The organism is Niallia sp. XMNu-256 (assembly GCF_036670015.1).
Classification (GTDB): Bacteria; Bacillota; Bacilli; order Bacillales; family Cytobacillaceae; genus Bacillus_BD.
Genome location: NZ_CP137636.1, coordinates 299,512 through 312,049, shown reverse-complemented (window position 1 = coordinate 312,049; position 12,538 = coordinate 299,512). Strand labels below are relative to the sequence as shown.

Below are 12,538 nucleotides of genomic sequence, written 5' to 3'. Positions count from 1 at the left end.
GCAGCATTATTCTTATAATATTCATTCTGTAACACTATCTACAAATATAAGGTGTAGATTAAAAGAGGTTCCCTCAATTTTAAATTACACCTTATTTATATATTTGTCTATAGCCATACTAGCTTCAACTAGTCAAAACAAAAAGGTGGTTATACCATTAACGGTATAACCACCTTTTTGTGATTGCGGGGACAGGATTTGAACCTGCGACCTTCGGGTTATGAGCCCGACGAGCTACCGGACTGCTCCACCCCGCGATAATATTATTCTAATGGAGCGGGTGAAGGGAATCGAACCCTCATCAACAGCTTGGAAGGCTGTGGTTTTACCACTAAACTACACCCGCATAAGGATATAAATAAATTCCTAAGTCATAAAATCAGTAGTTAATTGATGCGGCCGAGAAGAGTCGAACTTCCACGGGGTTGCCCCCACTAGGCCCTCAACCTAGCGCGTCTGCCATTCCGCCACGACCGCATAATCAATGACATAATATATGTTACCATAGATATTATTTTAATTACAATGGTAAATTATGGAGAGAGATAAGGAATACTCTAGAATTTAATCCTTATAAAGAAAAAAATGGCTGGGCTAGCAGGATTCGAACCTACGAATGACGGAGTCAAAGTCCGTTGCCTTACCACTTGGCTATAGCCCATTATTCAATAATAATGGCGGTCCGGACGGGACTCGAACCCGCGACCTCCTGCGTGACAGGCAGGCATTCTAACCAACTGAACTACCGGACCATTCTATAAAAAATTATCGTCTAGCTGCAGCGCCTACCCCCTCGAGGTCACAAGCCAATCCGTCAAGAAGATTAAAGAGCAATCTTCAATGCCGGCTCGTCTTGTGCTTGTCGGGGGTGTGCAAGGCGCTTCCGCTTTTATGATGACCCGTACGGGATTCGAACCCGTGTTACCGCCGTGAAAGGGCGGTGTCTTAACCGCTTGACCAACGGGCCATTATGAATAATGGCGGAGAAGGAGGGATTTGAACCCTCGCGCCGCTCGCGCGACCTACACCCTTAGCAGGGGCGCCTCTTCAGCCTCTTGAGTACTTCCCCAAATGGCTCCGCAGGTAGGATTCGAACCTACGACCGATCGGTTAACAGCCGATTGCTCTACCACTGAGCTACTGCGGAATAATAAGTAATGGCTTCCTAAAAGTAGATTATAGTTTTGGCTGCAAAAACTTCTTGCTGAGTTTTCACTGAGCTAGCATACAAAACTTGTCTAAGCCATTCTCATGTTACGACTCTTTCTATTATATTTATGCTTTATTATAAAGTCAAGCATTAAGGTGCTATTTTTTCATTACTTGTTTACGTTAAGGAATATATCATCATACACCAGAATGATCAATAGCCTTAAGCTCTAATTTTCCGCGGCAGCGTCCACATACATATCGCTTTGTATCTATTCTTCTTTTTCTAGAGAAAACGAGATGGCAACTTTTGCAAATATATGTCAGGATCTTTCTTTGCTGCCTTTTTACTACATTCGCTGGAAGAGGAGAACAAAACCTTGGAGCTCCTACTTTTTGTAACAATTGCCTAAAGTCCCTATCACGATGTTGATATCCCTTTCCTTCAAGGTGAAGGTGATAATGGCATAGTTCATGTTTAATAATACCGACCAGTTCTTCCATTCCTAACTCATCCAAATACTTTTTATTCATTTCAATATTATGTGATTGTAATAAGTATCGGCCGCCTGTTGTTCTTAATCTTGGATTAAATACGGCTTTATGCTGAAAAGGTTTACCAAAAGCCTCAAGAGATATCTTTTCTACTAATTTCTGTAGTTGTTCGTTATCCACTTCACCCTATGCTCCTTTATTTACATTTTACTGGTAACTTGACAACCCCTTAATGCATAGAATAAAGATACTTACTTAGATGTTTCATCAAGGAGGTAAAACGATGCCTACTTGGTTAAAAAACCAAATCCAAAAAGCATTCTACGAAAAAAATTACTATCAGGTTAAATTGTTAAATCAATGTTGGTTTTTCTATCAGAAAACCAACATGAATAAATAAACAGATCATTGTCCTATTCAACACACAATAGGACAATGACCCAGCAATGATTTATTGATTAGGGGGAAGCATTGTTAATGCCACTCTGCCCTTATTCGTGTCAATAGAATCCACCCAAACAGTTACAATATCCCCAACTGAGACAATGTCTAATGGATGTTTGACAAATCTGTTGCTTAATTTTGAAATATGAACAAGCCCATCTTGTTTGACGCCTACATCAACAAAAGCTCCAAAGTCTACCACATTGCGGACCGTTCCCTGTAATTCCATTCCTGCTTTCAAATCTTCTAATTGAAGGACATCCTTTTTCAATAATGGTGCAGGTAAGTCATCACGAGGATCCCGTTCAGGTCTTGTTAATGCATCAATTATATCTTTTAACGTGATTTCGCCTATATTTAATTGCTCGGCGGTCTCATTAATATCGATTTTAGCCAAAGCCTCTTTTAACGCATCCGTACCTAGATCAGAAGCCGAAAATCCAAGTGACTTTAATAATGTTTTTACTTCATCATAGTTTTCCGGGTGAATAGCAGTACGGTCTAATGGATCCTTTCCATCTATAACTCTTAGAAATCCGACGGCTTGTTCATAAGTTTTAGCCCCAAGACGCGGGATCTTCTTCAGTTGAGTTCTTGATGTAAATTTGCCTTCCTCTTCTCTTTTCTTAACAATGTTATTAGCCACCGTTTTTGAAAGACCAGATACATATTGTAAAAGGGATGGTGATGCTGTATTTACATTCACTCCTACTTGGTTCACGGCTGTTTCAACAACAAATGTTAGAGATTCCGATAATCGTTTTTGCGAAACATCATGCTGATATTGACCTACCCCTACTGATTTTGGGTCAATCTTAACAAGCTCAGCAAGTGGATCTTGAAGACGACGAGCGATGGATACGGCACTTCTTTCCTCAACTTGATAATCAGGAAACTCTTCTCTTGCAATTTCAGAAGCTGAGTAAACACTAGCGCCCGCCTCATTTACAATTAAGTAATAAATTTCTTTTGATAATTCCTTTAGAATATCCGCTACAAATTGTTCAGTTTCCCTCGATGCAGTACCATTTCCAATGGCCACCATTTCAACCTTGTATTGATTGAGCATATTGATAAACTGTTTCATTGCATCGTCCCTTTTTGATACAGGTGGATGTGGATAAATAACACCAATGTCTAATACTTTTCCCGTTTCATCAATCGCTGCTAACTTACAGCCTGTCCGATAAGCAGGGTCTACACCTAATACAACCTTCCCTTTTAACGGAGGTTGAAGCAGTAGATTTCTTAAGTTCTCTGAAAAGATATGAATCGCCTGCTCCTCACCCTTTTCAGTCAGTTCATGCCGTATATCCCTTTCAATAGATGGCTGAATAAGACGTTTATAGCCATCTTCAATCGCTTCTTTTACAATAGGTGCAGCATACGAGTTTTGATCTCTTATCCATTTTTTATCTAAATATTGAAGAATGAATTCTACATTTGCTTTAATATTAACACGAAGGATCTCTTCTTTTTCTCCTCGATTCAAAGCAAGAATTCGATGTGGAACGATTTTGCTTACAGGCTCTTCATATTCATAATACATTTCATAGACTTTTTTCTCATCTTTTTCAGCGTCTTTTACGGATGACTCTATGACCCCTTTTGCGTGTGTTTCTCGTCGAATCCATTTACGTCCTTCTGCTTCATCAGAAACCATTTCTGCGATGATATCCTTAGCACCTGCAATAACATCCTCTATACTCGTTACTCCTTTTTCTTCAGACAAATACTCACTAGCTTCATCATCTAATGAACCTTGTTTTGGAAAGGTTAATAGCCAGTTCGCAAATGGTTCTAATCCTTTTTCTTTAGCCACCGTTGCTTTTGTACGTCTCTTTTGCTTGTAAGGTCGGTACAAGTCCTCAACTTCTTGTAACTTTACAGCCTTTGTGATGCTTTGTTGTAATTCAGGTGTTAATTTTCCTTGTTCTTCGATCAGACGGATCACTTCTTCCTTCCGCTGTTCGAGGTTTTTTATGTATTGAGCTCTTTCCATGATGTCACGAATCTGCACTTCATCTAATGAGCCTGTTTGTTCTTTACGATAACGGGCAATAAAAGGAACTGTGTTGCCTTCCTCAAGCATCGAAATCACATTTTTCACTTGTTTTATGTTGATTGATTGTTCCGATGCGATCAATTGAAACATGGCATCTTGCTTATCGATTGTTTTTTCCAATGAAACAGCCTCCAATGGTATGTTTATTGTTTATTTTAACAAATTCATTTCCGTTATGCCTAATTGCTTGTTAAGAAAAGAAATAGATTGTTTCCCCAATTTCAGAACTTGTATCTGTTTCGGACTTTAAAACCTTTTTTCTAAGGCTTCTTGTCCGAATCCATGCCTTATTCGGACTCCAAATCCTTTTGGCTACAGACTCTTGTCCGAAACCACGCCTCATTCGGACTCAAAAACTCTTTATCTACAGCTTCCTGTCCGAAACCACGCCTCATCCGGACTTAAAAGCCTTTTTCCCTCAGCCTCCTGTCCGTATCCATGCCTCATTCGGACTCAAAAATCTTTTTCCTACAGCTTCTTGTCCGTATCCATGCCTCATTCGGACTCCAAAACCCTTTATCTACGGACTCCTGTCCGAAACCCAGCCTCATTCGGACTCCAAAACTCTTTATCTACAGCTTCCTGTCCGAACCCACGCCTCATTCGGACTCAAAAACCTTTTGGCTACAGACTCTTGTCCGAACACGCACCTCATTCGGACTCAAAAACCTTTTTCCTACAGCCTCTTGTCCGAACTCATGCCTCATTCGGACGCCAAAACCTTTTTCCCTCAGCCTCCTGTCCGTATCCATGCCTCATTCGGACTCCAAATCCTTTTGGCTACAGACTCTTGTCCGTATCCATACCTCATTCGGACTCAAAAACCTTTTTCCTACAGCTTCTTGTCCGTATCCATGCCTTATTCGGACTCCAAATCCTTTCGTCTTCGGCTTCCTGTCCGAAACCACGCCTCATTCGGACTCCAAATCTTTTTTCAACAGATTCTTGTCCGTATCCATGCCTCATTCTGACTCCAAAACCTTTCGTCTACGGTCTACTGTCCGAATCCATGCCTCATTCTGACTTTAAAACCTTTTGGCTACGGCTTCTTGTCCGAACCCACGCCTCATTCGGACTCCAAAACCTTTTTCCTACAGCTTTTTGTCCGTATCCATGCCTTATTCGGACTCCAAATCCTTTCGTCTTCGGCTTCTTGTCCGTATCCACGCCTCATTCGGATTCAAAAGCCTTTTTCCCACAGACTCTTGTCCGAATCCATGCCTTATTCGGACTCCAAATCCTTTTGGCTACAGACTCTTGTCCGTATCCATGCCTCATTCGGACTCAAAAACCTTTTTTCCTCAGCCTCTTGTCCGAACACGCACCTCATTCGGACTCAAAAACCTTTTTCCTACAGCCTCTTGTCCGAACTCATGCCTGCTTCAGACTCCACAACCTTTTTTCAATCTGCTCTAACCCGGAAGCTTATTGAAAAAATAAAAAACGTCCTCCTAGTTTAATTAGTGGACGTTTTCACTGATTATTAAAATTCAATAAGACCTAGGCTGATTTGCAGTGCCTCATCTACCTTTTCCATCATTTCATCATCGAGATGGGTGATTTTGTCTGTTAAGCGTTGCTTATCTATGGTTCGAATTTGTTCAAGTAAAATGACCGAATCCCTTTCAAAACCATAACGTTTCGCATCAATTTCAACATGAGTAGGCAGCTTAGCTTTTTGTATCTGTGCTGTGATCGCTGCTATAATTACTGTGGGACTAAAGCGATTCCCAATATCATTCTGAATGACGAGTACAGGGCGCACCCCGCCTTGTTCAGAACCAACTACTGGGGATAGGTCCGCAAAATAAACGTCTCCACGCTTGACAATCAAAGGATTATCCCCCGCTTACTTGACGTTCAATAGTATGTTCTGCCTCATATTCTGCTTGAAATGCTTCAGATGCAATCGTCAAATTTATTTTGGCCATTTCCATATAGCCCCGTCTCATAGATTCGCGAATTTGTCTTTTTTTCCGTTCACGCAGGTACGCTTTTGTAGCTTGATAAATAAATTCACTACGATTTACATTTTCCTGTTTTACAAATCCGTCTAATTCACTTAATAGATGTTGCGGTAATTTTACCATTATCTCTGTCGTGATACTTGATTCAGACACAATTGCACACCTCCACCATCAATACACACCAATTCACTATCTACCATTTTTAATAATATCATTATTTGTCTTCAATGGAAAGTTTAATTAGTCACTCCCAGTTATTATCGTCCAAAAAAAACATCTTTTATGCATACATACGCCTGATTCATGGTAAAAATGTTTAATTTTTCCTTTTGTCCTCTTTAATAATAGTTTTGAGTACTACTTTTTGGAACATCGTTTAATCTTTTTAATAACTGATTGCCATGATAACTTTATAAAAAAATGATTAAGAAATCAACCCGTTTGAGACTTCCACAATTTTCCCACCTTGTATATATACGCGCGGAACTCGATTTGATACCATACATGTTACTTCATAATTAATTGTTTCTAATTTTTGAGCAATCTCATTCACGGAGATAAGTTCGGATCCCTGTGAGCCGATAAGGGTTACCTCTGTACCAACAGGTAGTGAAGTTGGTAGTTTGATCGTTGTTTGGTCCATACAAACACGACCAACAATCGGGGTTCTATGTCCTTCTACCAAAACCTCTTGACCTTGTAATTTCCGTATCCACCCATCTGCATAACCAATTGGCAAAGTCCCAATCCATTCATCACCACTCGCTTCATAAGTCGAGCCATATCCTACTTTTTCGCCTTTATGGATGAGTTTCACATGCGTTAATCTCGTTTTAAGCGATAGTGCTTCTTTTAGTGGAAAAGGTAGTTCTTGTTCGATTTCTAAAGAAGGGGATAATCCATACATCGAAATTCCAAATCGAACCGCATTAAAGTGGCCTTCTGGAAAGCGAAGAGATGCGGCTGAGTTACTACAATGAATAATCTCAGGTAGTTGCCTAAAACTTTCTAATAACCTTTTAAAATCAGATAATTGCTGGTCATAATAGGACTTGTCTAACGAATCAGCTTGTGCAAAGTGAGTAAATGTTCCCTCTAAATAAAATGCCTGATGCCCATTTATATATGCTTCGATTTCGTTGATTTCTTGCGCTGTCTTAACGCCAATTCTTCCCATACCCGTGTCAATTTTTAAATGGACACGTAAACGCTTCTCATTGTTTAGCATTTCATTTGCTTGGACTAGCCATTCGAGCTGAAAAACGGTTAACGTTAAATTTAGTTTCGCTGCTAAAGGGGCATCTTGTGGTCGTGTCGCTCCTAGCACTAATACTGGAACAGTTATTCCCTTGTGACGAAGCGCAACAGCTTCATCTAATGTTGCCACTGCTAAAAAGTTCGCTCCTGCATGTATTGCCGTACGTGCTACTTGTACATCTCCATGGCCGTATCCATTCGCTTTCACAACCGCAAAAATTTTTACATCCTCAGGCAAGATTTGTTTTAATGATTGTACATGATAAGCGATATGATCTAGATTTACTTCTACCCATGTATCTCTATAAAATGGCTGCAATTCCATCCTCCATGAAACCCTCCCTTCAATTGACAAAAGTCTACTTAATTCGATTATCAAATGTTTGTTTTAGGTTGTCAATCAAATTATAAGGGCTTATTGAAATTCATCTTAGGGCTGATATCGTAAAAAAACAGACCCTTTAATAAGAGTCTGTTCATAGTGAGTGGTATTTATTTAACGGGCTCTGCTTGAACCGTTCGGGCAATCTCGACCATTTCCTGAGGAGATAAGTCATTAGAAGCTATCATGAACTCCACCCCATCTACAGTCCAAGTCAAACTATTTTCCGTTTGAGCTCCTAATGTAAAGCCAAGGTCTACAATCTCTCCTGTTATATAAGTTGGGCCAGCTGTAGCAGGCATTACGGTTTCTTTTTCTTGAACGAGAGTAAAGGACTTTTCCCCTTCATATGTTAAAACAACACGTTTGCCCTCTTCCGTTTCTACTGCTTTTTCTCCGACTAGTGATGCACCTTGGATTTCTTCAGGATAAAGGACTGAGAAGTCTTTGTCTTTCACATCAGCCATCACCGTTTTATCTAGAGTAGCCCCTGTCATATTTTTTTGCATATTAAAGTCATTTTTTTCAAATGTAGCCTTAAAGTCCATGTCCGAAAAATCTACCGTTACGAGCGAATTTCGGTCAGAATCCATTACTTTAACCGATACAGGAGATAAATCTTTCTTATTCAACGTTATTTCTTGATATGGGAGCATTTTATTGTTTTGATAACGAGTTTTTGTTTCAAAAACATAATGTTCTTTCGTCTCTTTGAACTTAGCTTCTTTGTCATCCACAATATCCTTAATTAGAGATTCATATAAATAAGCTTGGCTGCTATTTTGTGGCCAATCACTTTGGAATTTAAAGCTTTTATTTAGTGCAGGCGTTAAAACAAAGACACCTTCTTCATTGCGAAGAATCATTTGATTTTGTTCTTTTGACGTATTTTGAAGATTTACTCGGTAAAATTCGGGATCTTTATGCCAAATCTCCACGTCATATTCATGGGGATCTGTTCCCATTTGAAGAGTCATCTTTGCTTTCACCTTATAACCTGATAATTCCTGTTGCTTTTTATCAAGTTCACTTACAACATCTCCTTGCGATTTTGGACCACAAGCAGATAATACAAGGATCGCGATCATCCCTATCATCAACATGAATAACCTTTTCCTCATTCCTTCAACCCCTTTTGTCTCATTTCATGTAGACTGAAAGATAAGCAATTAGCTTCTATCTCTCCTATGCATTAATGAATATATGAGACAAACTTGGAGAATATGACGAGCTCATTCACGGTTATTTCAGGTTGGCTTTTAACTTTCTATAATCACTTGTGCTGCTGCATATTCGGAGCTATGGGTAATGGATAGGTGAACTCCATGTTTGATTGGTTTCACTACGATTGGTTTCCCTCGCTCATCATTTTCAATTTCTATATCTAGGAAAGAAAGTTCTTCTCCAATCCCTGTCCCCATTGCCTTGGAAAAGGCTTCTTTAGCAGCAAATCTCCCTGCTAAAAATTCAATTTTCCGTTGTTGAGTGAGACGTTCATATTTTTCTTTCTCTTTTGCAGTTAAAATCCGGTCTACAAATTTTTGATGTCTTTCAGAGACTTTGTTAATCCGGTTCAACTCAACGATATCAAGTCCTATTCCCGTAATCATGTTCATCACCCTTTCATGTAAGTGAACTTCCATCAGCAGGAATTTTCTATGCCTACTGATGGAAAGCCGAGGCCTGCAGCTTGTTCAAACAGATGTTGCCGCAGACAATTTAGTCTGTTCAATTTCAGGGGCTTTACGAGTGGTTGATCCCCCACCTATCTTCTATTATATTCCATAGAATCTTGAAGAGGGGTGTCTTACTGTCCATTAAGCCTGTTAAAAATTTAGACATACTTGTATCTGTCTTTTCCATAGTTATGTATAAAGGTCGTATTACATTTGTAGTCACTGATAATTTGTCTATGGTATGATTGGTTTACCATAAGAAACAGGAGGAATTTATGTTTACTAGAACGGAAAGTTTCCAAGAGTTTATTCGCTATTATCCCGTTGTTTCCATTATAATTGCCGTTCAAGTCATTCTATTTTTACTAGCATCTTTGCCGTTCTTCTCCCATTCGTTCTGGTTTGACCAGCTGGCCGGTGTTAATTTATATATTTGGGCTGGTGAATGGTGGCGACTGATTTCTCCCATTTTTGTTCATAGTGGATTTACCCATCTTCTTTTTAACAGCTTCTCGTTAATTTTATTCGGGCCCGGATTGGAGCGAATTCTCGGCAAATTTAGGTTCTCTGCTGTTTATCTCATTACCGGTATTTCAGCCAATATAGCTACATTATTAATTGAGCCCATTACTTACATCCATGTCGGTGCTAGTGGGGCCATCTTTGGTTTATTTGGTATGTATCTTAGCATCACCGTGTTTCGTAAACAACTTCTCACAAGTAATAATAGACAACTGATTGTAACAATTGCTGTCATTAGTATTATCATGACGTTCCTTCAGTCAAATATCAATGTGATCGCCCACTTGTTTGGATTTATTTCAGGATTCCTCATTGGTGCACTTACATTAAGAAAAAGAGGCTAATCCAAGCCTCTTTTTTTATGATCAAACTATTCGTTATACTTATACCACTGGTAAATCGCTTGAACATCTTCTCTTTCAAGATCAACGACCGTTCCACCAGATCCCCCGATCCCTGAAATAATCGAAGCATCAACAGTTGCCAATGCTTGTTTTTCTTGAAAATAACTATTTTGAATCGATAACGATTGGATTTTATTCTTTTTCATAAAAATTGTATTTTTCACAATTCCTCGAAACATAAGGGTCAATTGATGTCCCTGTACATTCCAGCCTGCATCTTTATACTTTAAATAGGACCAAGACAAAGCAAGTGGAATGATAAATAGGGATAAATAACCCCAGGGCCTAAAAAAGATGAGTGAGACAACAATAATCAACACCGGAAAAATTAATCCTCTAAATAAATATCTCCTTAATGCTCTTTTTGGTGCCCGTGCCATTTCAGGAGTAAAATGATAATCGTCTAATAATCGTGATAATAAATTTGCCGCTTCTTTTTTTCTAATGATCGGAAGCAGCAACGCCTTTGCCGTAGCGTCCTTCTCTAATGACCCACCCGCACTCTCCAAGAAAACCGAGCAAAGTCCAAACGGCTGCCTGACGACATTTTCACTGATCATGATTCCTTGGACCCGATTAAGCGGGACCGTCAATTGACGCTTTTCTAACAGACCTCTTGTAATGATTAAATCATTCTCCACTTTCTTTACCGTATATCCTGCATACTTGAACATTGTCCCAATAACCGCAACAATCCAAGCAAATAATAAGACAAGGAAAACGATCATGCTAATAAAAACAACCCCATTTGCAATCAGTCCTTGAAATTCCTTTACAACGAAATCAAATGGGATCAGTTCATCAAATTGCAAAATAAAAGCAATTGCACCGGAAATGACGACTCCTGCTCCACCAGAGGTCGATGAAAGTAAAACCAATTGAGCAGGTGTCATTTTATAAATGATCTCCTGTTCTATTGGCTCCTCTTCAGTCAACTCGGCTTTGTCACTATATTTAATTGAAGTTAGAACCTCTTGTATTGCCAAGGCTTCCGACTTTTTAATTGCCGTTAGAACCGCTTCTGGCTCCGCAGGACTACTTGAACCCGCTGTTTCAATCTTTACCTTTACTAGTCCAAAGGCTTGTTGTAAAAGCCCTTCTGAAAAATCGATGCTTTGAATTCGTTCAAACGGAATGTAGCGTTTCTTTTTGACAAACAATCCAGATTCAATTCTTAGTTCGCCTTCTTCTACTCGGTATGTAAAGCGCAACCATGATAAAATCCCACCGATTAATGCGACTGAAATAAAAACGGTGAAAGCCAATACCTGCCAAATCCCAAATCCAGAACCATTGCCTCCAAAAAAGAGTACGAGAACAAGTGGTAAAATTGCCTCCTTCAAACTCTTCAAGAAACTAATCACAGCAGCGACAGGGTGAAGTCTCCTTGGCTCAGACATCCTCTTCAGCCACCCTTGCCAGCCTCGAAATCGCATGACGCATCTCTTCAGCTTCTTCAACATCTATTGCAGGAATTCCATGAACCGTGGCTGCGGTCGAAATTGTAACAGTGGCCAGATTATATTTTCGTAAAAGCGGCCCTTGCTCTGTATCAACATGCTGTACACGAACCATTGGGACAAGCGTACGTTTGATAACAAAAATGCCACTTTGAATTTCTATCTCCTGCTCACGAACTTCGTACCGCCAATGTTTCCATCGTAATTTTGGTACTAGATAGATGTCAATATAAGCAAATAGAAGGAATAATATAATAGCGGTAATACTAATCCAAATTGGCCAATTAAATAAGTTACTTAAGAAAATGAAGCCAGCTAATAATATTAGCAAAAATAAAGTAATAATCGTTCCTGTTATTCGCCAAACAGGTAAAGCCCTTTTTGAAATCCTATTTTGTGGTGGTTGAGGTAACATAACATCCTCCTTAGTCTATTTTTTAACGTTATTGTTTCTTACGTAATAAAGTGAAACTTCTATCCACTGGGGGGTTCCGTTTTCTTTCATCCCCCACTGATGGAAAGCTTTAGGCCAACAGCAAGCTGGTCACGCAGTCATTGCCGTAGGCGTATTTAGCCTGTGAGGACCCTCCCTCTTGTGGAGTAGCAGATTAACTTCCGGGGCTTTACAGGCAGTTGCCTCCACCTATCTTCTTTTATTTTACTCAGAACCTTGAAGTTGGAGGTCTTCCTGCCCGTTAAAGCCTGATAATTCTAAAT

The 12,538-nt window shown here is 39.6% G+C and carries 11 protein-coding genes and 8 tRNA genes; 2 read left to right on the top strand and 17 right to left on the bottom strand.

The features are described 5' to 3' along the window. Positions 1 to 183: 183 nt before the first annotated feature. From R4Z10_RS01620 to R4Z10_RS01580, 9 genes are all read right to left on the bottom strand, one after another. Positions 184 to 257, bottom strand: a tRNA-Met gene (locus tag R4Z10_RS01620). 15 nt (positions 258 to 272) lie between these two features. Next, positions 273 to 346: transfer RNA gene (locus tag R4Z10_RS01615), tRNA-Gly, on the bottom strand. A gap of 48 nt (positions 347 to 394) precedes the next feature. Then, positions 395 to 477 (bottom strand) — tRNA-Leu (locus R4Z10_RS01610). Between the two features lie 109 nt (positions 478 to 586). Then, a tRNA-Gln gene (locus tag R4Z10_RS01605) sits at positions 587 to 661 on the bottom strand. Positions 662 to 675: 14 nt separating this feature from the next. Further along, positions 676 to 752: transfer RNA gene (locus tag R4Z10_RS01600), tRNA-Asp, on the bottom strand. A gap of 143 nt (positions 753 to 895) precedes the next feature. Further along, positions 896 to 967 (bottom strand) — tRNA-Glu (locus tag R4Z10_RS01595). An 11-nt stretch (positions 968 to 978) separates the two neighbouring features. Next, positions 979 to 1,069: transfer RNA gene (locus tag R4Z10_RS01590), tRNA-Ser, on the bottom strand. Between the two features lie 3 nt (positions 1,070 to 1,072). Then, a tRNA-Asn gene (locus R4Z10_RS01585) sits at positions 1,073 to 1,147 on the bottom strand. Between the two features lie 200 nt (positions 1,148 to 1,347). Then, entirely contained in the window at positions 1,348 to 1,824 is a 477-nt protein-coding gene (locus R4Z10_RS01580; protein ID WP_338471496.1) for a SprT family protein, read from the bottom strand. 103 nt (positions 1,825 to 1,927) lie between these two features. Here R4Z10_RS01580 and cmpA point away from each other — a divergent pair, with 103 nt between their 5' ends. Next, positions 1,928 to 2,044 carry a cortex morphogenetic protein CmpA gene (cmpA, locus tag R4Z10_RS01575; protein WP_338471495.1) on the top strand — a complete coding sequence of 39 codons (117 nt, stop codon included), beginning with the start codon at positions 1,928 to 1,930 and terminating at the stop codon, positions 2,042 to 2,044. A gap of 51 nt (positions 2,045 to 2,095) precedes the next feature. Here cmpA and R4Z10_RS01570 read toward each other — a convergent pair whose 3' ends face one another. From R4Z10_RS01570 to acpS, 6 genes are all read right to left on the bottom strand, one after another. After that, positions 2,096 to 4,273 (bottom strand): Tex family protein, encoded by a 2,178-nt coding sequence (locus R4Z10_RS01570; RefSeq protein WP_338471494.1) that lies wholly within the window; start codon positions 4,271 to 4,273, stop codon positions 2,096 to 2,098. A gap of 1,363 nt (positions 4,274 to 5,636) precedes the next feature. Beyond that, positions 5,637 to 5,987 (bottom strand): type II toxin-antitoxin system endoribonuclease NdoA, encoded by a 351-nt coding sequence (gene ndoA, locus R4Z10_RS01565; RefSeq protein ID WP_019156408.1) that lies wholly within the window; start codon positions 5,985 to 5,987, stop codon positions 5,637 to 5,639. Between the two features lie 4 nt (positions 5,988 to 5,991). After that, positions 5,992 to 6,273, bottom strand: coding sequence for a YlcI/YnfO family protein (locus R4Z10_RS01560; protein ID WP_338471493.1), 282 nt, complete (start codon positions 6,271 to 6,273; stop codon positions 5,992 to 5,994). Positions 6,274 to 6,544: 271 nt separating this feature from the next. Then, positions 6,545 to 7,702 carry an alanine racemase gene (gene alr, locus R4Z10_RS01555; protein WP_338471492.1) on the bottom strand — a complete coding sequence of 386 codons (1,158 nt, stop codon included), beginning with the start codon at positions 7,700 to 7,702 and terminating at the stop codon, positions 6,545 to 6,547. 167 nt (positions 7,703 to 7,869) lie between these two features. Beyond that, entirely contained in the window at positions 7,870 to 8,880 is a 1,011-nt protein-coding gene (locus R4Z10_RS01550; RefSeq protein ID WP_338471491.1) for an outer membrane lipoprotein carrier protein LolA, read from the bottom strand. A gap of 138 nt (positions 8,881 to 9,018) precedes the next feature. Further along, positions 9,019 to 9,369 carry a holo-ACP synthase gene (gene acpS, locus R4Z10_RS01545; protein ID WP_338471490.1) on the bottom strand — a complete coding sequence of 117 codons (351 nt, stop codon included), beginning with the start codon at positions 9,367 to 9,369 and terminating at the stop codon, positions 9,019 to 9,021. 341 nt (positions 9,370 to 9,710) lie between these two features. Between acpS and R4Z10_RS01540 the strand changes: the two genes are divergently transcribed. Then, a complete protein-coding gene (locus R4Z10_RS01540) occupies positions 9,711 to 10,301 on the top strand; it encodes a rhomboid family intramembrane serine protease (protein ID WP_338471489.1) in 591 nt (196 codons plus the stop codon). Between the two features lie 26 nt (positions 10,302 to 10,327). Here the strand turns inward: R4Z10_RS01540 and R4Z10_RS01535 are convergent, their stop codons facing one another. Both R4Z10_RS01535 and R4Z10_RS01530 read right to left on the bottom strand, forming a co-directional pair. Beyond that, on the bottom strand, positions 10,328 to 11,761 hold the full coding sequence (locus tag R4Z10_RS01535) for a PH domain-containing protein (RefSeq protein ID WP_338471488.1): 1,434 nt from the start codon (positions 11,759 to 11,761) through the stop codon (positions 10,328 to 10,330). Continuing rightward, complete coding sequence (locus tag R4Z10_RS01530) at positions 11,754 to 12,236, bottom strand: PH domain-containing protein (protein WP_338471487.1); 483 nt, start codon at positions 12,234 to 12,236, stop codon at positions 11,754 to 11,756. Before R4Z10_RS01530 ends, R4Z10_RS01535 begins: the two co-directional genes overlap by 8 nt. Positions 12,237 to 12,538: the final 302 nt, after the last annotated feature.